The 21,214-nt window shown below is 48.6% G+C and carries 28 protein-coding genes; 1 reads left to right on the top strand and 27 read right to left on the bottom strand.

Going from position 1 to position 21,214, the window contains the following annotated elements:
- The 18 genes from PIL01S_RS22015 to PIL01S_RS29575 all read right to left on the bottom strand — a co-directional run bounded on the left by PIL01S_RS22015 (position 1) and on the right by PIL01S_RS29575 (position 14,314).
- Positions 1 to 657 carry a DUF4355 domain-containing protein gene (locus PIL01S_RS22015; RefSeq protein WP_127539381.1) on the bottom strand — a complete coding sequence of 219 codons (657 nt, stop codon included), beginning with the start codon at positions 655 to 657 and terminating at the stop codon, positions 1 to 3.
- An 81-nt stretch (positions 658 to 738) separates the two neighbouring features.
- A complete protein-coding gene (locus PIL01S_RS29585) occupies positions 739 to 909 on the bottom strand; it encodes a hypothetical protein (protein WP_164764306.1) in 171 nt (56 codons plus the stop codon).
- Between the two features lie 129 nt (positions 910 to 1,038).
- Positions 1,039 to 2,076, bottom strand: coding sequence for a minor capsid protein (locus PIL01S_RS22010; RefSeq protein ID WP_127539380.1), 1,038 nt, complete (start codon positions 2,074 to 2,076; stop codon positions 1,039 to 1,041).
- On the bottom strand, positions 2,060 to 3,469 hold the full coding sequence (locus tag PIL01S_RS22005) for a phage portal protein (RefSeq protein ID WP_127539379.1): 1,410 nt from the start codon (positions 3,467 to 3,469) through the stop codon (positions 2,060 to 2,062). The genes PIL01S_RS22010 and PIL01S_RS22005 overlap by 17 nt, the downstream gene beginning before the upstream one ends.
- 2 nt (positions 3,470 to 3,471) lie before the next feature.
- The gene (locus PIL01S_RS22000) at positions 3,472 to 4,770 is read right to left on the bottom strand and encodes a PBSX family phage terminase large subunit (protein WP_127539378.1); all 1,299 of its coding nucleotides are present in this window, start codon (positions 4,768 to 4,770) and stop codon (positions 3,472 to 3,474) included.
- Complete coding sequence (terS, locus tag PIL01S_RS21995; RefSeq protein ID WP_127539377.1) at positions 4,767 to 5,513, bottom strand: phage terminase small subunit; 747 nt, start codon at positions 5,511 to 5,513, stop codon at positions 4,767 to 4,769. The genes PIL01S_RS22000 and terS overlap by 4 nt, the downstream gene beginning before the upstream one ends.
- Before the next feature lie 73 nt (positions 5,514 to 5,586).
- Positions 5,587 to 6,408, bottom strand: coding sequence for a hypothetical protein (locus PIL01S_RS21990; RefSeq protein WP_127539376.1), 822 nt, complete (start codon positions 6,406 to 6,408; stop codon positions 5,587 to 5,589).
- A gap of 121 nt (positions 6,409 to 6,529) precedes the next feature.
- Positions 6,530 to 6,871, bottom strand: coding sequence for a hypothetical protein (locus PIL01S_RS21985; RefSeq protein ID WP_127539375.1), 342 nt, complete (start codon positions 6,869 to 6,871; stop codon positions 6,530 to 6,532).
- A gap of 53 nt (positions 6,872 to 6,924) precedes the next feature.
- Positions 6,925 to 7,677: a hypothetical protein gene (locus tag PIL01S_RS21980; protein WP_127539374.1), complete on the bottom strand. Its 753-nt coding sequence runs from the start codon at positions 7,675 to 7,677 to the stop codon at positions 6,925 to 6,927.
- 127 nt (positions 7,678 to 7,804) lie between these two features.
- Positions 7,805 to 8,269, bottom strand: coding sequence for a sigma-70 family RNA polymerase sigma factor (locus PIL01S_RS21975; RefSeq protein WP_127539373.1), 465 nt, complete (start codon positions 8,267 to 8,269; stop codon positions 7,805 to 7,807).
- A gap of 3 nt (positions 8,270 to 8,272) precedes the next feature.
- Positions 8,273 to 8,704, bottom strand: a complete 432-nt coding sequence (locus PIL01S_RS21970) for a hypothetical protein (protein ID WP_127539372.1) — start codon at positions 8,702 to 8,704, stop codon at positions 8,273 to 8,275.
- Positions 8,705 to 8,910: 206 nt separating this feature from the next.
- On the bottom strand, positions 8,911 to 10,290 hold the full coding sequence (locus PIL01S_RS21965; protein ID WP_127539371.1) for a DEAD/DEAH box helicase: 1,380 nt from the start codon (positions 10,288 to 10,290) through the stop codon (positions 8,911 to 8,913).
- Positions 10,272 to 10,553 (bottom strand): PDDEXK family nuclease, encoded by a 282-nt coding sequence (locus PIL01S_RS21960; RefSeq protein WP_307721000.1) that lies wholly within the window; start codon positions 10,551 to 10,553, stop codon positions 10,272 to 10,274. The genes PIL01S_RS21965 and PIL01S_RS21960 overlap by 19 nt, the downstream gene beginning before the upstream one ends.
- 264 nt (positions 10,554 to 10,817) lie before the next feature.
- A complete protein-coding gene (locus PIL01S_RS21955) occupies positions 10,818 to 13,232 on the bottom strand; it encodes a virulence-associated E family protein (RefSeq protein ID WP_127539369.1) in 2,415 nt (804 codons plus the stop codon).
- A gap of 17 nt (positions 13,233 to 13,249) precedes the next feature.
- The gene (locus PIL01S_RS21950; protein ID WP_127539368.1) at positions 13,250 to 13,513 is read right to left on the bottom strand and encodes a hypothetical protein; all 264 of its coding nucleotides are present in this window, start codon (positions 13,511 to 13,513) and stop codon (positions 13,250 to 13,252) included.
- 17 nt (positions 13,514 to 13,530) lie between these two features.
- Positions 13,531 to 13,953: a hypothetical protein gene (locus PIL01S_RS21945; protein ID WP_127539367.1), complete on the bottom strand. Its 423-nt coding sequence runs from the start codon at positions 13,951 to 13,953 to the stop codon at positions 13,531 to 13,533.
- On the bottom strand, positions 13,950 to 14,156 hold the full coding sequence (locus tag PIL01S_RS29580; protein ID WP_164764305.1) for a DUF7167 family protein: 207 nt from the start codon (positions 14,154 to 14,156) through the stop codon (positions 13,950 to 13,952). The genes PIL01S_RS21945 and PIL01S_RS29580 overlap by 4 nt, the downstream gene beginning before the upstream one ends.
- Positions 14,153 to 14,314, bottom strand: coding sequence for a hypothetical protein (locus tag PIL01S_RS29575; RefSeq protein WP_164764304.1), 162 nt, complete (start codon positions 14,312 to 14,314; stop codon positions 14,153 to 14,155). Before PIL01S_RS29575 ends, PIL01S_RS29580 begins: the two co-directional genes overlap by 4 nt.
- A 107-nt stretch (positions 14,315 to 14,421) precedes the next feature.
- Here PIL01S_RS29575 and PIL01S_RS21940 point away from each other — a divergent pair, with 107 nt between their 5' ends.
- Positions 14,422 to 15,279 carry an RNA helicase gene (locus PIL01S_RS21940; protein WP_127539366.1) on the top strand — a complete coding sequence of 286 codons (858 nt, stop codon included), beginning with the start codon at positions 14,422 to 14,424 and terminating at the stop codon, positions 15,277 to 15,279.
- On the opposite strand, the gene PIL01S_RS21935 is transcribed toward PIL01S_RS21940, so the two are convergent.
- The 9 genes from PIL01S_RS21935 to PIL01S_RS21895 all read right to left on the bottom strand — a co-directional run bounded on the left by PIL01S_RS21935 (position 15,276) and on the right by PIL01S_RS21895 (position 21,170).
- Positions 15,276 to 17,243 carry a DNA polymerase gene (locus tag PIL01S_RS21935; RefSeq protein ID WP_127539365.1) on the bottom strand — a complete coding sequence of 656 codons (1,968 nt, stop codon included), beginning with the start codon at positions 17,241 to 17,243 and terminating at the stop codon, positions 15,276 to 15,278. The genes PIL01S_RS21940 and PIL01S_RS21935 overlap by 4 nt on opposite strands.
- Positions 17,244 to 17,312: 69 nt before the next feature.
- On the bottom strand, positions 17,313 to 18,149 hold the full coding sequence (locus PIL01S_RS21930) for a DUF2815 family protein (RefSeq protein ID WP_127539364.1): 837 nt from the start codon (positions 18,147 to 18,149) through the stop codon (positions 17,313 to 17,315).
- A gap of 14 nt (positions 18,150 to 18,163) precedes the next feature.
- Positions 18,164 to 19,369, bottom strand: coding sequence for a DUF2800 domain-containing protein (locus PIL01S_RS21925; RefSeq protein ID WP_127539363.1), 1,206 nt, complete (start codon positions 19,367 to 19,369; stop codon positions 18,164 to 18,166).
- Positions 19,369 to 19,965, bottom strand: coding sequence for a hypothetical protein (locus PIL01S_RS21920; protein WP_127539362.1), 597 nt, complete (start codon positions 19,963 to 19,965; stop codon positions 19,369 to 19,371). Before PIL01S_RS21920 ends, PIL01S_RS21925 begins: the two co-directional genes overlap by 1 nt.
- Before the next feature lie 22 nt (positions 19,966 to 19,987).
- Positions 19,988 to 20,239 (bottom strand): AbrB/MazE/SpoVT family DNA-binding domain-containing protein, encoded by a 252-nt coding sequence (locus PIL01S_RS21915; RefSeq protein WP_127539469.1) that lies wholly within the window; start codon positions 20,237 to 20,239, stop codon positions 19,988 to 19,990.
- Between the two features lie 48 nt (positions 20,240 to 20,287).
- Entirely contained in the window at positions 20,288 to 20,479 is a 192-nt protein-coding gene (locus PIL01S_RS21910) for a hypothetical protein (protein ID WP_127539361.1), read from the bottom strand.
- A gap of 5 nt (positions 20,480 to 20,484) precedes the next feature.
- The gene (locus PIL01S_RS21905; protein ID WP_127539360.1) at positions 20,485 to 20,688 is read right to left on the bottom strand and encodes a hypothetical protein; all 204 of its coding nucleotides are present in this window, start codon (positions 20,686 to 20,688) and stop codon (positions 20,485 to 20,487) included.
- The gene (locus PIL01S_RS30080) at positions 20,672 to 20,962 is read right to left on the bottom strand and encodes a helix-turn-helix domain-containing protein (protein ID WP_127539359.1); all 291 of its coding nucleotides are present in this window, start codon (positions 20,960 to 20,962) and stop codon (positions 20,672 to 20,674) included. The genes PIL01S_RS21905 and PIL01S_RS30080 overlap by 17 nt, the downstream gene beginning before the upstream one ends.
- Positions 20,946 to 21,170: a helix-turn-helix domain-containing protein gene (locus PIL01S_RS21895; RefSeq protein WP_127539358.1), complete on the bottom strand. Its 225-nt coding sequence runs from the start codon at positions 21,168 to 21,170 to the stop codon at positions 20,946 to 20,948. The genes PIL01S_RS30080 and PIL01S_RS21895 overlap by 17 nt, the downstream gene beginning before the upstream one ends.
- Positions 21,171 to 21,214 lie beyond the last annotated feature (44 nt).

The following is a 21,214-nucleotide window of genomic DNA, read 5'->3' as shown; positions in this document are numbered from 1 at the left end:
TTAGCCCCAAGGATTAAGTGCAGCAGCGGGGGCTTTGCCGCTTTCATTTGCTGCCTTTGCAAAATTGGTGCCTGCGCTGGTCTGACCGCCTTTGCCGCCTCCACCTTTTGGCGGACCATCTTTCAGGCGCTCATTCACGCCAGCCTCAACCGCTTCACGGAATGCCTTCTCTACGGCTTCCAGGCTCTTGTTCGTAGCATCAGCATCCGTATAGACCAGAACCTCAGCCAGAGACAAAGGCAGTTTCTTTTCGCTGAGCTGTTCCAGGGCAGTTGCTCGAAGCTCCCGGCGGGTGATATCACTCTCCCGATCAGCAAGGGCCTTCTCTCGCTTCTGGCGTTCATGCTCCGCCTTCTGCTCGGCATTCATCTTGGCCAGCTTCTCCGCTTCGGTCTTGGCCTCGTCCAGCTTGGTCTGCATGTCTTTTTCCCATTTGGATTGTGCCTTACCAAGCCGCTCTCCCAGGATTCGGTCTACCTCGGCCTGTTGCTCAGCGGAAAAGGTTACTTTGCCTGCTCCGCCTTTATCACCTTCACCGGCCCCAGGATCACCTATTGCGCCTCCTCCAGTTCCTGCTGCTCCTGCACCCTCACCGCCACCATCGCCTTCAGCAAACAGCTGCAGGTTAAGAGGGAAACGCTTTTTCTTCATGTCCATAATTGAATCCTCCCGTTTACGCCCGTCGGCTATTTTCCATGACAGCTTTTATAGCGTCCTCCGCACGTTCTGGACAGGTTGTTACTTGGACGGCCCAACTCCAGCAAGCAAGGCTGCTTGGTAGCTGACCGTCAGCGTCAAAGCTTGCTCTACTGTAAAACCGGCCATAACCAGTTTCGTGTAATACTCCCACGCCATTAAAGCCAGATCACTCATGGCCTGTATAAGCTGGTCCTTCTGCCCGATATTCATCGTTTTCCCTCCCCGCTCTTCCCACCAATCAAGGATAAAATAATGACCGTCAAGCAAATGAGGAATGTAATCATAACGCCATTGGACAGGTTAACCACCGCCTTTCAGAGAACGCCAAATAGGCCACCATTAGGCAGCCAGAACATATTGCTTGTACCAATCGTTATAACTCAAATTCGCCGGCACTAGCATCGTCTTCCCGGTCTGTGGATCTCGGGCTCGTCGCTGCATGCCAGCGATGGCTTCCTCCCCAAACCAAGCGCGTGTTGTGCTCCGGCACCATGGATGGAGCGGGGGCATGTTCTTACCAGGTTGTGCATCTGCCACGTCATATACTTTGGCGTCATGCTCTCGGCACCGTTTCGACGTTCGACTATCCAGCGTGGCCATGAATTGATACTGATCCACCCCAGCCTCTCTGTATGCCGCCATTTCGCCCGCATTGGACATATAGGTGACTTCAGTCCGGATCACCCTGGAAGCGACGAATAGACCCACTTGCATCGCGTCTGCGAGCTGCTGGGCCATCTTGGCTGAACTTATATCACTCATAAAGCCTGAAGTGGCTACATCCGTCAACTGAGCAGCCAGGTACTCCGTATTGGTCCATACACGGCTGCTGAAATGGATACCACTCCAGGGATTCAACAGAATCTCCTCGATATCCCGAAGCGGCATCCTCGCAAAGTTGAACCCGAAGCCAATCCCCTTCTGCAGATCGAATATGGATCGATAGTAGCTCTTCCGGATCGTCTTCATATAGCCGCTACGGCTGGCCGTCAGCTCTACATCTGCAATCAGCTTGCTCTGAAGTGCGATTTGCTCCTTTAGAGCCTGCAGGCGGGAAATCCGTGCCCGATAAGCTGGAGCATTGATTCTGGCCAGCAGCCAGCGCTTGATTTGCTCATTCTCCACCAGGGGGTACCACTTCTGTGCTAGCTTCATAAGTGGATTCGGGATCTTCTGATTCAGGAATCGCTTTGCCCTCTTCGGATCCATATCCTTACTGAACGTCTTGAAGATCTGATCGATCTCAAACTGGATATCCTTCTGCGCTCGCTGGTATGCCCGAGTCACCGTTCGGATTGTTGTATCTGCATCCCGGTGGTATTCGGCCATTCGTTGCTGAGCCCGACGATCCCAATAGGCGTTACTCCTCGTCTTCATCGTCCGTCACCGGATCCTCATCATCGTCATTACCGCCCATCGGCATGCCAAACGCTGCTTGTTGGTCCTTTAGTGCTCGCGCCTTTTCAGCCATGACCTTCTCATTCTCAGCAACGGGATCCTTAACGAAGGAGAGCTGGCTAATCAGCGTTTCGTTACTCACATGGCCACTCAGCTGACTGATTAATTGAGCCGTTTCAGTGTCATTGCTCGGCAGACTGCGTGTCATGGTGATTTCCACGTCATTGATGGCTACCGCCTGAGCTTTAACCTGAAGGATATTGGCGAACAGCTTCAGCCGCTCACGTAAGCCCTGCACAAAATAGCGCTCTTTGGTTTCGGCCAGCTTCTCCAAGCCAAACAGCTTGTACTTCATGGCCTCCCCGCTGACATTCCCCGCGAACTTCTCATCCGTCAGGTTAGGAACCATGGAAAACTCATGAATGTCTGACTTCAGTGCATTTCGGAGTACTTCCGTATCCTGCTCATTCAGCGTTTTGGTTAACCAGCTCGCGTCAGCATCCACGCCGCCAGGCAGCTCCAGAACCTTGTACTTCTTCAGCATGCGGATTGCCCGGCCAGCTTCCTCTTCGGTATCCCCCAAGCTAGCGCCAATAAGCTTCAAAATGGCATCCACAAACTGCTCTTTATCGTTGACTCGGTCCGAAGCTAACGTGTTATAGGCGTTGATCAAGCTCAGCTGCTGCTCGAAGTCGCCTTGCTGCTCTTCATTGTTCCAGAACTCCACCACAGGCACGGTTTTGTAATAATGATCCGTAGAATCGATCTCTTTAAAATCTTCACCAGCGATGTCTTCGATCTCATATCGGACTCTCTTATTGGCCGTATAGACGTTCACGAACCATCCAACTGCCTTGTTTTCCATATCGCGCTTCTCGTAGTAGTGAACCGCAAAAAGGCTGCGATACTCCACGGAATCGTCAACCACCAGGAAGATCTGGCGTGGATCAATGCAGCTGACGCGGGGGATCGGCGGATCATCACTGCTCATGTAGTGCAGCTCCAGTGCAGTCCCATACATGGACAGGTCCTTGACCATCTCGGCGTCATGGCTGGCCACATCAGCAGCCTTGTACGCATTCGTGATTGGCTCGATCTGCGAACCAGAATATTTGACCGGATCGCCGCCAAAGTATCCGGAGGCAACGTCTGTGATGTACTTCGCGTGATTGGCCACAAGCTGGTTATTCGGCAGGCCCTTGTCATCACCGCCCAGATCACGCTTCAGGATCTCATGCTCGCCCTTATAGTAGTCCTCCAGCTTCTGAATCCGCTCAATACCGTCTCGATGTTCCTTGATACAGTACTGCAGGAGCTTGGCCGGGATCTCGTCCCAGTTATCCAGCAGCTCACGGCTTCGTATGATTGCCATCGTTATCTCACCCCAATTCTCGCTTTACTGCTTACTGTTGCCGCAAAACCTTTCATGTCGGCCACCTCATAATCATCCAAGGCATACCAAATAGCCGAAAACGTATGGGGGTCAATGTTGAACTGATCTTCAATGATCTCCCCGTTCTTGTCCACGGCGTAGGTTAAGTCCTGCAACTCAGATATGACATTCACGCAATTCGACGAACAGACAATCTTCTTGAACCGCTTGATCTTCTTCGTATACTGCAGTCTGGAGCCTTGGAACTTCTTGGCTCCCTGCATGTTAAAGCCCATCTGCCGGTAATAGGCAATGGTCTTCGGCTCGGCGCTATCTGCCCGGATCAGCTCCCTGGACTCCTTGAACTCCATGATCTCCAGAGCGGTTCGGTCATCCGTCATCTTGTTCTTGTAATACTCCCAGTGAATGTATAGGATCTTCTCCTTGTGATCCACCGTCAGACGAACCAGAGCATTGTATGAGTCCTCAAAACCAAAGTCCATGCCGGTACGCTTCACTGGTGATTTAGTCGCCTGGATCGCAGACATGACTTCCTCATGCGGTGCTACAACAAACTGTGGTAGGACCCGCTTACCGTTTACTCCAAAACGCCCACGCCGCGCAATACGATGCAGGTCCGGGTCATGTGTCTTCAGATCCTCCAACTGCTCGATGTAGCTCTCAGGCAGGAACAGGTTATCGTCTGCCACCGAATGATGATAGTACGTGTCCTTGACCACGATAACTCGATCCCGATATAGGTCCATGTCATCCAGGACGTGAATGTTATTCTTTGGATCCTTGAAGAAGTACTTATAACTCCAGTTCGATGTGCTGACAGGGTTGGTACTCAGGATCATATGCAGCTTCAGTGTCGGATGCCGCAAACGACCAATGAGCTCCTTGAAGCCGGTATATTTAACCTCGCTGCACTCCTCAATCCAAATGATCGACACGTTATGAATGGACTTCAACTTTTCCGGCTTGTCCATTCCCTTGAAGATGATTCGGCTGCCATTCGGAAAACGTATCTGCATTGGAGAGCTGACCAGTTTTACCTTGCCCTCCAATCCCAGATCCACGATGATCTCGGACAGCAAGGCATACGTGGAATCCCTGAGCGTGTCATACACTTCCCTTACCACCAGAGCTGTCCGTCGTTCCTCCAGCAGCTTCAGAACTAGCTTCAGTCCAACGTGGTAGCTCTTGGATGACCCGTAACCACCAACGAGGAACTGAAATTTCTGATTCCAGTCGAACAGGAAATCTTCGAAATGGGGGTTCACTTCCTTCTCGGTCATGAGCGCTCACCCTTTCGAACGATCCGGATCTCTATCGGCTTGTCATCATCCTTGGCCACCTTCTGCTCCAGTACCACCACTTCGCCCTTCAGCTTCTGGATCCGCAGCTGCTGTTCCTCGTCTGCATAACCTTGGCGGCACATTTCCTCATACTGCTTGATCATGTTCTGCAGCGTTGCCATAGCCCGGCTCTGTGCGTTGAGGAATGTCGCCTGCCGATCCCAGGCAAATTGGAATTCGTATTCCTGCTCAATTGGAATCTGCTTCATTTGCGGTGAATCATCTTTCCTTTCACCAGGAACCTGAACAAGCTCAAATTTCTCTTTCTTCAGCTCCTTGATCATCTCGCCCTTATCCGTCACATGCATGATTGGCTGTGCCCGGATAATGGCCGCGAACTGAATTGTGATCTGATCCCACAGCATATCAAGCGGTGACCTCGTTTCAATCAGCTCCATGATCTCCCTGGCTTCTGCCGGCAGATACTTCGCAAACAGACCGTGTGTCTTGGCGTTGCTGTTTCCCCGTGGGGCGCCGCCGCTATTCCCTATAGCGTTTTTATTTCCTGGCGGTGCACCTGAACGTTTTGTGTGCACACCTTTTGTAGAGGGTGCACCCTTTTCCCTAGTCCATCCGTGACGCTGCTTCCAGCTCTTCACCGTGTTGATGGAAACGTCGTATTTCTCAGCAATCTCTTTGTATTTCATTCCACGCTTATAATCGGCCTCTGCTTTTCTATGCATCGATCATCTTCACCACCTCCACGGTTGAGTTGTTTTGTATGTAAAGAAAAAGCACCCCGAAGGATGCTTTGTTCTACACGATTTTAATCGTACTTAGCTGTTCATTAATTCTTGCTTGTATACCACTATACTCCTCAGGTAGTTTTTTTATCACCTTCGAAACATCATGATGAACAAGTGTATGTATATGCTCAAGTTTTTGTAAGCTAGTCAGTAATTTTTCTAGCAAAAGTTCCGGAGCGGCGTTCAGTTCAACTTTTATTTCAATTGCCATAGCAAGGAATCTAAGTTGGTTCCCATAAACACCTTTAATCTCATAGATATCCGCAGTGTTTTTGTATCCACTACCTTCGATTCTCTTTAGTACTTTGCTTAAACTATCTTCAAGCTCTTTGGTGGCTTCTCTTTCTAGTTTAAGAGTTTGTTTTATAGATTTAGTAGTATGAATATATTCACTTTGAATATTCTTAAATCGATCATTTAAAATCTGCTCTCTTTGCTTTAAAAGTTCATTAAGTTCACTAGAACTCTGTTCGCGTAACTGGTCAAAACGTTCAACTAATCTAATATTATTTTGTTTGCTTTCTTCCTCATTAATTTTTAGAATTTCCTGTTTTATAGCCTCGACGCTAGCTTTATTAGACCGATTGCTATTGAAAACATTTAAACCGACAATGGAAATAATTGCTGTCCCCAATCCACCTAATGCCCAATAGATAGTATTGAGAATACGATCATTATAATCCTTCTGATCTTCGTACATTTGCTTGTAGTACTCTTGCAAGTCTGATCCAGCCTGGTTGTTAATTGATCCAGCGTTTGTTAATGAGCTTGAAGATAAACCAAATAGTAAGAATAGGATTAGAACTAGTGAGAATTTTAGAACTGAATTCATATGTGCCCCCAGATGTTTATTTTTCTGGAGAATTCGACATTAAGTTAGCTTTTCCCTTCTTTAGCTTGATTTTGTGACAATATAATCAAAAGAAAAAGCACCCCGAAGGATGCTTTAACGACTACGACAATTCTTTGATTATTTTCTGTACAAGAATACCTTCTATTGCTGATTTGATATCTGTCGGAAATTGTTTTTCCCAAACACCGATACTATTGTATTCTCCTTGTGAATTAGCAATGTCCTCAAAAGAGAATACAATATCGACCTCTCCTATTTTAGGTATGCTCACCTTCACACTCCATGCCATAGGAGAGATTAAATCTTGTTTCCAACTTGTTCCGTAATTAAATGGTGTTTGCTCTAACTCTTTCAAGCACTCTTCAAGAAAGTTTTCAATTTCATCCCTCTTAGAGATATATGTAGCAACTGTTTCCTGAATTTTCTCTTTCCAATTTTCCATATCGAATTTCTCTCCTAAACTCATATTTTCTTCAATGATTATTTCCTATAAATTTAAGGCATTGAATCCCTAATATTTTGTCTTTTTTCTTTTTCTTCATCAATACTGGAGATTACTATATCAATAATTTCTAAAATATTATTTATATCTACTTTTGTCTTTGTTATGCTTCCATTGCGAATCATCTGCTCTCGTTCCTCGGTCATTCTTTCAATTTGTTCAGCCATTGTCAGGGCTCGATGCATTTTCTCATAATCCTGAGGTGTTTTTTCAAGAATATCAATTAAAAGCTGTTCTTTCACTGAAGCTAGATAACCAAGGTCAGTGGAGAAGTTTTTATACAATGACTTGTACGAATTGCTTATCATAATTAACGATGTAGAAAGGTCTGTATCTTCGACACGATCAATATCAGTCCAAAACACTTGACTCATTTCATACATCTCAAAACGAAATTCTGTTGCAGTCTCACCACTACTGATCCTTCCTAGCTCCTTTAAAGAATCCTCCATAGCGATTAAATCATATTTAATCTTTAATAGCGCAGGCTTCTGATTCATGAAAGAAATCATTTCCTCGTTAGCAACTTGCTTTTGAAACTGAGTTGTTATTTGATACCTCGCGACTATAAAAGCTACAACCGCACCAGTTATGGCACCTATGTATCCTCCAAAAAAGCCCACCCATGAATTTTCATCACCAATCGTTAGAAAACCAAAAGGCAAACGAATTAACTGACTTAGAATAATTGGAGCCGCTACAAGAAGCCCACCCACTATAGCAATATTTTTTTTATTTAGTTTCACTAACTCTATCGCTCCTCCTAGGGTTCTACTAAGTAAGAAGAGCCCTCCGTAATGGAGAGCCCTATGATAGACAGACTTATGGTATACATATTGTACGACACGTTGTACGACAGTACGTACGACACGATCACAAAAATTCTTTTGAAATCTTGTCCTTAGCCCTTGTAACATACTCCTGCACTGACCGTTTTGATAGGTTTAGTTTAGACGAAATTTCCAAAAGCGTCAAGCCTTGCGCCATGTGAAGTAGAAAACACGTTCGTTCTCTGTCACTCAGCGCCAGCAGTGCATCTACCAGACGTAAACGCTCTGCATCGGTAATCTCCTGCCCAGATAGCTTAATGTAAATTTCCCGCTGCCGATATACGTCTGTGATCTCAACGCCACGGCGGCTGCCTGGCCGTCTCCCGCGTTTTAACCAGGTCAGGGCATATCTCATGTCTGAAAGCATTTCAGAGACCTTATCCGCCTCCTCAGCCTCCTGGGGATCATCCAGATCCAAAGTCTTTCGGTATTTATCTAGGACGTGGGCTTCTGTTGCATACTGACTGATCAATGTCTCAATCCAGGTTGCCTTAGTCGGTGTAATCATAGGCTATTCCCCCGAAGCAGTCAGGCGACCCAGGATCCAACGTGCACGAGTCAAATCCTGAATAGCTGACTCAAGGACATTCGTTTCACTGTTCGGCGCGGATATGTCCAGTTTCGTGATTAGGCGATCCCGTTCTTCTTCGAGACTTTTAATCAGTTTTTCCTGCTCTTTGATCGTCTGCAGGTGCTCTCCGATCTTCGCATTGGCGTTTGTAACTCGCTCATAGCTGCCTTCGAACATTTTTTTGTAGTCGTCGCGAGAAAGTTCTAAATCATCCTTCTGTTCACGCAGTCGTTCAACCTCCGCTGTCAGTCGTTCAATCTCCTTTTCTGCTTTATCAAGCAACTCTGTTTTTGGATCTGCCGGCGCACTGACATTTTTCTCACGCAGCAGTACAGCGGTATCGGGGTTCTTCGGTTTACGTCCTCTTGGCATATTGTTTTCCTCCCTGGGTTTGGTTTTTATCTCAATGGGCTTCTTGAAGTTCTTATCCCTTTTTGTCGCCGGGTATTTCCTACGGACCTCTTCCAGTTCTTCGGGTGTCAGCTGGCTCACAGTCACTGATGATGGTGGAGATCCGATCAACTCATTCTCCTTTCGGGGAATGGCATAGCGCCGGTTATTCAACGGGCTCACCCTCTCTATTTGATCCGCTCGATGCGGGCTTTCAGTGCGTCGAGAAGCTTGTCCTGTGTGGCTGCCTTACCCTCCAAGGCTTTCATGACATCCTCGTCAGCCCCACCTTGCACAACCAGGTGATGCAGAATGACCTTCTGCTTTTGGCCCTGCCGGTGCAAACGCCCATTTGCCTGCTGGTAAAGCTCCAGGCTCCAATTCAGTCCGAACCATACGACATGATTCCCCCCGTCCTGCAGGTTAAGGCCGTAGGCTGCGCTTGCTGGATGGGCAAGCAGGATATCTACCTTGCCGGCATTCCAGTCCAGTTGATCCTGTGGGGTCTTCAGCTCCCGGATCCGTAAGCTCGTTTTCTCCAGTGCCTTCTTGATCCGAGTCAGGTCATGCTGGTAGCTGTAGAACACCAAAGCCGATTTCCCGTTCAGCTGTTCCACCAGTTCCATGAACGCCTCCACCTTGTTGTCGTGGATCTCAAAGACTTGCCGGTTCTCATCGTACAAAGCGCCATTGCATAGTTGCAGCAGTTTACCGGATAATACCGCTGCACTCGTTGCCGTGATCTCTGTTCCGTCATCGATCTCCAGAAGCAGCTCCTTTTCTAGCTGGTTATACTGCTTCTGGGCTTTCGCATCTAAGACAATCGGGATTACGTTTGTGATACAGTCAGGTAGCTCCAGGTAATCCTCAGCCTTCATACTCACGCAGAGATCGGCAATCTGTCGTTGGATTACTTCATCCGCACCTGGCTTTGCTGTATAGCCGTGACCGTTATAGTTCTTCTCAAAATACTTCGTGCGGTACCCCGTGATGTTCTTCTCCAATCGCTTGCCCTGGTCCAACAGGAAGATCTGGGCCCACAGGTCAAGCAGCCCATTCGGTGCTGGTGTTCCTGTCAGCCCTACGATTCGATTGATATGCGGCCTTACCCACGTAAGCACCTTGAACCGTTTCGCCTGGTGATTCTTAAAACTGGATAACTCGTCCAAAACCACCATGTCGAATGGCCAGGCATTCCGGTAATACTCCACAAGCCAGGCCATGTTTTCCCTGTTGATCACCCAAACGTCACCAGGTGTGTTCAGCGCCTTGATTCGTTGCTGTACCGTACCAAGGACCGTTATGATCCGCAGGTGTTTCAGGTGTTCCCACTTGGCTGCCTCGTTCCCCCATGTGGCCTCCGCCACCTTTTTGGGTGCAACGACCAGGCAGCGCCTTACGGCGAACCGGTTATATTTCAAATCGTTTACGGCAGTTAACGTAATGACCGTTTTCCCTAATCCCAGATCCAGAAGCAATCCGATGGCCTCATCCGTCAGTAGCCGGTTAATGCAATACTTCTGGTAATCGTGTGGTACAAATCTATTTCTTAAAGCTCCTGTAGCCATGCATCCACCTGCTCCCTGCTGTCGATCACTCGCACCTCATGTCCCAAGGCTTGCATCCGTTTATGCTGAACCAGCTGCAGCTTGGTGGGCTTCTTTCCGGGTGCCTTCAGCTCCACGAACACGGATCTGCCTTCGGGAAGCAATACCAACCGGTCAGGCACACCAGAGTTACCGGGCGATACAAATTTATAAGCAATGCCGCCAAGGTCTTTCACCTTCTGCCGCAAATATGATTCGATTTGACTCTCTTTCAAAATGAACACCTCCATGACACTTCCAAAATTCCTATACTATATATTCAATCAGGCGTATTAGGCGTTATATATAATTCTCTATTTTCTATATTTATCTATTTATTTACCTTTAGTTATTTAAGTGTCAACAGTAACAACAAAGTAATATAAATATAGATTCTATAAGGTTTTAGCGCGTTGACAGTTGGTGTGACACTCGGGTTGACACTCTGAAAACTGTCACAAAGGAAAAATTGACACTTTACCAACTGTCACACCCGAAAAATCAATCTGTCACGCCCCAGTGTCAACAACCTTCCGTTTAAATCCTCGCTGGATTTCGTAAGGACCGAATCTCCCCCGATACTCTTCCCAACCTGGCATGCTGGACAAAATGCCGTTGATTTCCCTTGTATCCGTCTGCTTCATGTACTTGATATCTGATCGGAAACATTCGCACCATATCTCTGCAGCACATATCCGGTCTCGGGGGCCTCCCTCGCCTTCATGGGGCTTCCCGAATTCACCGGACCAATGAATCAGTCTCGTCGGCAAATCACGTTTCTGCCAATCTTCCGGAACTGGCCGATCTACGAAAGCCTGTATGATACCTTCCTTTGCGTTACTTTCCCTATGCGCCTCCTGGCGCTCTTTGGCCAACTCTTCGATATCACCTGACAGATACAGTGGCTCGTTCAGCTGCCATCGTACAAAAGCTTCGGCATAAATCTGATCAACTTCACCCTGCAGATCCCGAAAGACACTTTTCGTTGGTTTCAGGACACCTACATCAATGGGCCAGAACCGCCTGTTGCCTGTCCGATCCCGAAGAAACTCACTGTCATTCGTTGTTCCGAAAAACACGCAGCGCCGCGGATAGGGCATCGTCCGTTTTCCATAAGCTTCACGGTAAATATCCTCTGTCCGACTCAGGAACTGCTTAACGGCGTTACTTTCAGACTTACTCATACCCGTCAGCTCCCCAACCTCATTCAGCCATATGCCCTGGATCAGTTCCATAGCATCCTTGCCCTCGAATGTAGTCAAACTGTCCGAATACCAGTCCTTGCCCATGTACCGCAGAAACGTTGATTTCCCTAACCCCTGGGGCCCCGCCAGAATCGGCATATAGTCCCATTTGACACCTGGCTCCATGGCTCTAGCGACAGCAGCCGTGAAGGACTTCCGGGACACGGCTCTTGTGTACAAGCTGTCCTCTGCACCCAGGTAATCCGTAAACAGAGTATCCAATCGCGGAACACCGTCCCACGTCAGCCCTTCCAGGTACCTCCGCACATCGTTGAACCGCTTCTTGTGCGTAATCAGGGTTAATGCGTTATTGATCTTGGCATCCACAGCGATCCCATACACCTTTTCGATATAGTGATAAATACCGGCATCGTCAGAGCTGGCCCACGGCCGCCGATCCTCTCTGGGATCCCACGGAAGAGACCCGAGGACCAGTCCCCGATTCGCAAATTCATCAAACGCGATCTTATCCTTTAAAGCTGGATCATGCTCCAACACGATAAGCACATTGTCTACCGTCTTCAGGTACACACCGTTACTGTTGAACTCCAGCCGCCGCATCCAGTCCATGTCCTCAGGCTCTGCCGGCAACGCAGGAGAATCAGCAAATGCCGCAGTAGCTTTCTGGTGCCGTTCCTGCATGAGCAGCCCCGCCACGGGCTCCTGGCGCATAGCGAAGTCCATCATGGCCGTGTAAGACGGCAGCTTATTCGTCGGTGTTCCTGGCTTCGCCTCGTCGTCCTGGTCGCCGAACTTATGCAGACGTACCAGGTCAAAACTGTTTACCAGGCGACCACCTGTTGGATCCGTAGCATGATGTGAGAACAAGAACTGGCCATCGTCATAAATGATCGCACCGCCTGTCGTCGACCCACCCACATACGTTAACCGGCCGCTGCCGTCATCCGTATTCAGATAGACACCTGGCAGAAAGGCCTCAATGGCTGCCGGCACGTCGTAGACCTTACAGAAAGCTCCGACCATACCCTGCTTCTCGGTGGGATCTCCTTGCTTCGCTGCCAGACGCACATGAGCCTGACCGGTACCTGGCACTTGTGGCCACGAAGCCACATTGCGCCAATCTGCATAAATACCCAGCAGTCCATCTACCGAAAGGAAAGGCTTATCCCCGAAAGTGAATACATACTGACTGTCTACGCTGCAGCTCGGCCAATACATCAGCCGAGAAGCTTCGAACGTGGTCGGATCACAAAGCCCGATCCCGATGATCTCGCCCAGCTTCCTGGCAAGAGGTTCATATTCATCCGCTGTGGCCATCCGGTCCAGCGGAGCAACGACCCGAAGTCGCGGACGGTTCTCTTCATGCTTTCTCGTGCTGTACGCGGCATAGCCGCAGCCCAGGGCATCCAGGCGGCGAAGCACGTCCGCCGTCCCGCCTGCAGGGATATTATCAAGGTCAAGCGTAACCAGATCCCGGCCAATGACCGCGTTGGCTTTCCGGCGACCGCCTGACAGACTGCCACCGACAAAGCCGCCAACGTCCTTCAGGTCATCCTGTTTGCTCTTAGGCAGCTGCAAGTATTCCGCCAACGTTTCCGAACCCCGTACAGCAGTCCGTAAACGCTCGACGATCTCGGACCAATAGGCCGTTTGCGTCTGCCAGTTTGTGCTGTGTCTGGTCCCGGCGCTTGAAATAGTTAGTTGTCTGTCAAAATGCATGACGCCTGCCTCCTGGTTTAATCCGATTCTTCAATAACCCGATAGTCGTATACGTTCACGTCAGATCCCGTTATTAACTTTGGATCCCGATCTATAGTGCCAGGTGTCAAAACACCGTATTTTTTCAGCAAGAAGAACAAATCTTTCAAATCCTCTGAAGCCCTCTCAGCTTTATAAAGCTTGTTTCCAAATTCATCTTCAGCCATATCATCTGGTATCGAAACCTCGATTTCGTGTTTGCTTTTGACCGTTTCGTATACAATCAACTTTGCTTTACGCATAGAGCAGCCCTCCTAGTTTAATCAATCTCTATAACAGGTAAATCCGTAAGTGCACATTGTTGCCAAGGTGGTATCTCGTAAAGCTCAAGCTCGCCGCGATTACGACTATTGGTTGGGTCTTCATGCTGAATCGTCAACAGGCCACCTGGATCCAATCGGATATCCACACAACGATGCTTCAGCGAACGGGTTACTCTTCGTAATAGCTGATAATCGATGATCATCGAACGATCCTTGTCTTTGATGACAGCTGGATAACCTTTAACTGGAGAAAGAGCATCAAACTGCAGTAATAGTTCCTTTTTCCGTTGCATTTGGACTGGAGCAGTGCACGCCCGGATCTGCGCACCAAGCAGAATTCGTTTCTTGGATATCGCTGTATTTGCACGTTTCTTCACATCAGCAATTTGCTTCTTTTCCTGAGCTGTCAGAGGTCTCATGTCTCATCCCCCTCATACCTCCTAGTTGGGAATACATCGACATACTGCATGGCGTCATCCCAAATTTCCTTATAGATGATTTCATCCTGCTCCGCCTCAGACTTACCTTCTAATTCAACAGGATCGATTTCAACTGTCCCTTCACGCTCAGCTCCGGGAAATCCGATAGTCATTTTCCAGTCAACATTTACCACAATAATCACCGCTTTCCTTGAACCGATGTAGATAAAACAGCTATTTTGTTTTGCTTCTTCCTCGGCGGCGGATCCGGAAGAGGCTTGTACACCTCACCTACCACCTTGCCGCTATGATCTGTGACAATATCCCAAGGAATATCTAATACATATAGATCGACGAACATCGGCTTTATCCGACCTCCTGTTTGATTTATATAAAACTAATTCATACTGTTAACTAAAATCCTCAACTGGTATAATGTTCCTAGTAAAAAATTACTAGGAGGTTTCTATGACAGAAGAAACTAAATTCTTAAACATTGGACTAGTTATGCCTATTGCACCTATTGATGGGTGCTCAACTGATCACTGGCTAGACGTTAAACGAATCATTACCGAAGCTGTCTCTTCTATGCCTGGTTATAGTAGTAATCCTAAGATTGTTAGTGAAGGAGATAGTTCCGGGCTTATCCATAAGCGCATTGTTGAAGGGCTGTACACGTCTGACATCATCATCTGTGACGTAAGTTGTAAAAACCCCAATGTCATGTTTGAACTCGGAATGAGACTGGCTTTTGATAAACCAACCATTATCATTAAAGATGATAAAACCGACTATACATTTGATGCTGGGGTAATTGAACACCTTCAATACCCTAGAGATCTTAGATATAAATCTGTTGTTGAGTTCAAAGAGCTGCTTTCTGAAAAAGTAAGAGCAACACACGAAGAATCGATCCAGGATGGAAATAAATCCTCCTTTTTGAAAAGTTTCGGGACTATTAAGGTAGCTTCTATACAAGAAGATGAAGTTCCAGTAAATGAGTTTTTCATTCAAACGTTAAAGGAAATTCAGAATGATATCTCAGTCATTAAATCTTCACAAAGATCTGATTATCCGAAGAACCAACGCCCTGATTGGGCGAGTCTTACACGTTTAAACAAGATAATTTTCAAGTCCATGGAAAAGTACTCAAACCAAAAGAATTTAAAAATACATGAAATGGCAACTGTTGAAAGTCTGGAAGATTTAATAGATTATGTGACTAACGATCTGGAAGCAACAGGATTTGGGCCTGTCACACGTAGTAAAATTCGCTCAGGAATTTACACTTATTTTGATTTTATGCTTAAATCTAGCACCCCCTAATCCTTCATATAAAAATCTGTGGTAAATCCGGCTGCTTTAAGTGGCAGCCCGGGTGCCCACGGTATCGGTTCTGCCATCAGGTCCAAAACCTTATCCAGATCCTCCGGATGAGCCGATTCGATTCCAATTTCGTCATGCACATGCAGCACGGTGTCATAACCGGCTTGCTCCACACGAATAAGGGAAACGGCCAGACAATCCCGTGCAATGGCTTGGACAATGTTCTCGACAAGCTTCCCACCATACGTGCTAATCAGCGACCACTTACCTGTCCTCTGATCCGGACCCATGTAATGCAAAGCCTGTTTGCCAAAGTCGTTCTGGGCCAGACGAGGTTCCACATAATACAGCTTTCTTCCTGAAGGGAGCTGAACCGTAAAGAAGTCCAAACCATTACCGTGATGGCTCTCCCGAGCGAAGATGATCCCCCTTACACCCACAGGCTGACCGGTCTCCATAACGCTCAGTGCCGCTTTCTCAAATCCGAACCAAAGATCTACGATGCGCCGATTGGCGTTACGCCACCGCGTGACGATCTCAGGTAGCTCATCCTCTTCGAGACCCATATCTAGGGCGCCCATAGCGATCAATGCGCCTGAAGCGCCCTGGTAACCTAAAGCAAGTTCAGAAACCTTGCCCCGTTGTCGCAAATCCTTGTCCACCTGTTCGAGAGGGACCCCGAACATAGCAGAGGCTGAAGCTTCGTAAATCTTGCCATGGGTAGCAAATACATCCAGCCGCCACTGTTCTCCAGCAAGCCAGGCAATTACTCGGGCCTCAATGGCTGAAAAGTCAGCTATATTAAGCTTCTTCCCATCTGGAGCCACAAACGCTGTCCGAATGAGCTGACTGAGCGTATCCGGCACGTTTCCGAACATCAGTTTTAGTAAGTTCACTTGTTTGTTCTGCACGAGCTGCCGAGCATACTGCAGTAGATCCAGCTCCATCTTGTTCTTGGTCAGGTTGTGGACCTGGACCAATCGGCCCGCCCATCTCCCAGTACGGTTGGCTCCGTAGAACTGCAAGAGTCCTCGGACCCGTCCATCCTCACAGGCGACTGTCTCCATGGCCACATACTTCTTGGTACTGGTCTTGGACAGTTCTCTGCGGATCTCCAGCACGCGCTTGGCCCGGCCTTCTTCCACGTTGTCGATCAGTCCGGATACGGTGTCCTTTTTCAGGTCCTCGACCTCTTCGCCAATTTCCTTGGAAATCCACTTCTTGAGCTGCTGCACTGACTTTGGGTTATCCAAACCACTGAGTTGTACCGCTTCCTGCGTCAACTCGGCTGTGATCTGTTGATCGACCGCCAATGCTCCTTCCACCAGCTGCAGGTCGCAGGCGATTCCTCGGGCATTAATGCGCTGGTCCAAGAACCAAAGCTCCCATTCCTGATCAGGTACCGGGAATACCGATAACCGCCGAAGAATTTCGACCTCAGCTACAACGTCACCCACGCAGTATTGCTTGAACAGCTCCCACTTCTCAGGTTCATGATGCGGAAGGGTACGCTTCCGGAATCCGGTTGACTTGGCAGGCTTCTTGATCGGTACACAGAACGTCCGGATCAGTGCACCACCGACGCCCATCTTCTTCTTATCCTGGGGAAGTCCAAGCGCCTCACCTACCTTGCCGAGACCTGCAGGATATCCGCAGTACAAACTGTGGATTTGAGTGCAGCGCCATTGCTCTACAGCTGAAGGCCAAAATTTATTCAGACAGTACCATTCAAAAGCCGCATTATACGCGTGTTTGATGACTTCTGGATCATTTAATGCCTGGATAACTTCATTCGGTATTCTTTCGCCTTTGGCCAGATCGATGATCTGAACCTGGCCTCCATTCCAGGAATAAGCGAACAATAGAATTTCAAAATCTGGACTCTGAACGTATCGGTACAGGCCTGCTTTCTTAATGTCAATGCTGCTGTAGGTCTCGATATCAATAGAAAGATGCCATGTCATTGGTCTGGCTGCCTCCTCTCTGGTAAAGTTAAGGGGCTCCGAAGAACCCCTCTGCTGAATGTCTATGAATTAGATCCCGTAAATGCCCCCACCAAGAGGTTTGCCTGTGATTGGATCAATCTGCTGTTGCGGTGGTTGCTGACCATACCCTTGTTGTGGCGGTTGACTATACTGCTGAGGCGCTTGACCGTAGCCAGGCTGTGCTGGTGGCTGCTGGCCGTATTGAGGTTGCTGAGGTGCTTGTCCATATCCACCTTGCACCGGAGGCTGTTGGCCATACTGTGGCTGTTGCGGCGGTTGTTGACCGTACTGTTGCGGCGGGATTTGATCATAACCTTGCGGCGCTGGGGCCGGTGCAAAACCTACACTGCCTCCATTGCCCCCGAAAGCTTGTTCAGCGGAGATCCGGCCGCCCAAGGCTTCACCGTCGCGCAGGATCTGCACTGGACCAAGGCCTGCGCCAATACCTTTATTACCACTGTTGCTGTAGGGGAAGAAATTAATGTTCACACGGCCATATACTCCGGAGTAGACTTTAGTCTGATCGATGATCGGTCCCATGTCTGGGCCCACCACGGCCTGCTGTTGCTTGCTGCTTGCAGTCAGGACCCAGTGGCCTTTGCACTCTGGACCAAACGCCTCTCCGTTCGGACGAACACCGTCACCGTCATGAATCGGTGTACGTGGTTGAGCAGGACGAGCCCCAGCCCATACTCCGGATACGCCTTTTTGCGTCGCTGCTTCAATGGCTGCGTTAATTCGTTGCATCGTGGCAAAATCATTTTTCGGAATCAGAATAGTCGTGCTGTACTTCGGCTCTTGTCCTGGTTGGTTGGCACGCGGTGTGAACAAGTTTACAAAGCTCAGTCTTACTTCACCTGTTGTAATTGCTGTTTCAGTTGTCATATGGATTTGTCCCCTTATCTTGTATTAGTTTTTGGTTGTTCTGGTGGTGCTCCGAATACGTCTTCTGGTTTAACCTGATTTGTGATACCTGGCCGCTTGTCGTCGTCAGGGACTAATGTCGGTGCACCTGAGCGGCTAACGACATGGCCGGATTCCTCCAGCAACTCGCGGTATTCCTTCTTGCCCAGTGCCTTCTCAAGCTGTGGGGGTGTTAACGGTTTACGATCATACAGGATCGCTTCCTCGATGCCTTTTTCCTGTAGGTGCTTAAATGCAGCATCCAGATCCGCATAATCACGACTGCCCCGACCCTCGACGGCTTTCCAGCCGGGAACGATCCCCCCTTTCAGAGATTCAGCCAGGGCAAGCTTCTTCAGATCGGAATACCAACTCACAATCCCCTCAGCTCTTTTCAGCACGTCTGCAGCTTCTTCCCAGGTGAGCAGCGGCGGCTTCATCGGTGCTTTGGCTCCGGCCTCCATGATCTGCGTAACACGGGCACGGCAAGTTGCTTTGGCACGGCAGAATCCACAATGTGCACCCGGAACGTACTCACCCAGCCCATTGAACGCTTGCTGAGCAATCGGCTTGATCGACTCGCCCCAGGACAACAGATCACCTACAGGCAACGACCACTCAGAAGGCTGATCCCATACCTTTGGTTGAACGATGGCCACATGAACGGTTTCGATTGGAAATAGCAGGCTGAATGCCTTATACGCACCCAATGCATACAGCTTCATCTGTGAATTGTTTTCAGCGGACACCGGAACGCCTTGGCCATTCTTGTAATCAGTCACATATAGCTGGCCGCTGCCGATAATAATGCAGTCCGACGTTCCGAAGCTTTCCGGTACAAAGTCGGTCAGATCAACGCGGCGCTCAATGCCCACAAAAGGCGGCGAAGGAAACTGGTGAACAATGGACTGAATGTAATCCACATAAGCGTTTGTATGCTCCTCCATGATTGGCTCATACAGCTCATCCGCTTTGTACTTCTTCAGGGCAGCGTTGTATTTTCGAGTCGTCAGACCGGAGAACAACTTCTGCAGCTTCAGCTCTGCGATCTCATGAGCCAGTGTGCCGCGCTTGGCGGCTTCACTCTCGGAATCAGGTAGCGTGGCTTCGAGCCTGGCACTCGGCGTGCACTGCAGCCAGCGGGATGCCCCACTGGCCGACAGCAAAGCATGTGCCCGCTCTGCATGTGCAATTTCCGCCATTAGATCCGGCCCCCAAGACTGCGCAGGAAGGTGGCAAACTCGCCATACTTACTAGGATCAAGCTGCGTCAATCCGCCAACCCCTTGTTGCTGCAACCATGCAATCAATTCAGGACCTTTACCTGCGTCCATAACCGGCTGAGCAGCTACACCAAGTTGATCAATCGTATAAGCTGGCGCTGTCGTTGGAACGCCCCCTTGCTCCTGTGCTGGAGGCTGTTGGCCATACTGCGGCTGATCCTGCGGACCAGGTTGGCCTTGCACCGTCGGCTGCTGTCCGTATTGCTGTTGCTCTGGTTGTTGGCCATACTGCGGCTGTTGCTGACTGTAGCCAGGCTGTTGACCGTATTGAGGCTGCTGCCCATACTGCGGCTGTTGTCCGTAATTTTGTTGTTGCGTTGGAGCTTGTTGCACTGATGCCTGGGCAGGCTGTAGAGTCGGTACTGGTTGTGTAGGAACCGTGGATACCGTTGTCTCTGTAGGCAGTGAGTCATTAGGCATACCGCCCAGTGTACCGGCCAGATCGTGCACTAGGTTTTTAATGTCAGTAGCGTTTACAGCTTGAAATGTGATTTGAATCGGAACGATATTTTGCATATATAAGTCCTCCTAATAGGTTTTAGTTTTTAGTAAGCTCTACTGCCTTTGTAATACATGGTGTACAGATCTGTTTACCATGAAATAAGTGCAGACTTTCGTCGTTTCCACAAAAGAAGCACCCAGGTTGATACCTGCGAAGGATGATCTTGTCTCCATCCACGAAGAACTCCAGCGGATCTCCTTCCTCAATGCCGTGTATCCGGCGAAGTTCTTTAGGGACAACGACTCGACCAAGATCATCGATACGGCGAACAATACCTGTAGCTTTCATACTCATTGCAATTTCCTTTCTGCCAGTGTAGACTGGCGGTAGAGTGTTTTACATTTGAGCAGCTGATTCGGGGTAGGATCCGATCGGCTGCTTTTTGCTTTCCAGACGACTACGATAAGTGCGATACTGCTTGTCCGCATGGGTGGCGACTTTGATATGTCCACTGCGGCGCATCTGGCTTGCAAGGGCCAGATAAAAGGCGCAGGCTGCTGTAAAGTGTTGTTCAGTCATTAATGGCAAGTTGTTCACCTCCTTTCAGTCACTGTTTCATTCGAATCACCAGCCGTGATCGTCACAGCGCCGATGGACTTGGCCATGCAGCCCATACTACAAAAAAGTTCATGTCCATGCCTAACAGCTATCTGGCCGTGTACAATTTCAGATCCACACTCCTGATGAGCACAATAATCCATCACATCCGATGCACTTAAATCAAGAACTTTGCTCATTAACAGTTTCCTTCCTCTCTAGCCACCGATCTAACGATATTTGTCTGAAATGAATTAGAGATCGATTTCGAATAAACGGGATCTCACCCTGTTTCACCATTCGGCGAAGAGTAGAGTCTGAGACCTTTAGATATCTGCAAGCTTCAGCAAATTCGAACACATTAGCGTATAACCTCCGATTAATCTCAGGTTGTAACTCAGCCAAAATCTCATTTCTAAGCTCCAACTTGATCTCTGTCCGGAGAGTTTCAATAAACTCAGTTGTTGACAGCATCATCAGACACCCCCAATACCAACTCGTCCAGTGAGACGCCCAATGCACTTGACAATTTAACAAGTGTTTCAGCATGTGGGCCTTGTTTTTTGGACCCCATGTTGTACAATACTGTTAATGAAACTCCGCTTTCTTTTGAAAGGCGGTAAATTGTCCAATCCTTTTTATCAATCAGCCTTTTCATATTAGCCTCAATATCTAGCCCCATGTGCTCACCTCCTGAACACATAATATCTCCGTTTTAGGTTACAG

Origin of the sequence: Paenibacillus illinoisensis NBRC 15959 (assembly GCF_004000925.1) — a bacterium.
In the GTDB taxonomy this organism is placed as follows: domain Bacteria; phylum Bacillota; class Bacilli; order Paenibacillales; family Paenibacillaceae; genus Paenibacillus; species Paenibacillus illinoisensis.
Note: the sequence above shows the minus strand (reverse complement) of the source record. Positions and strands in the feature narration are given on the sequence as shown.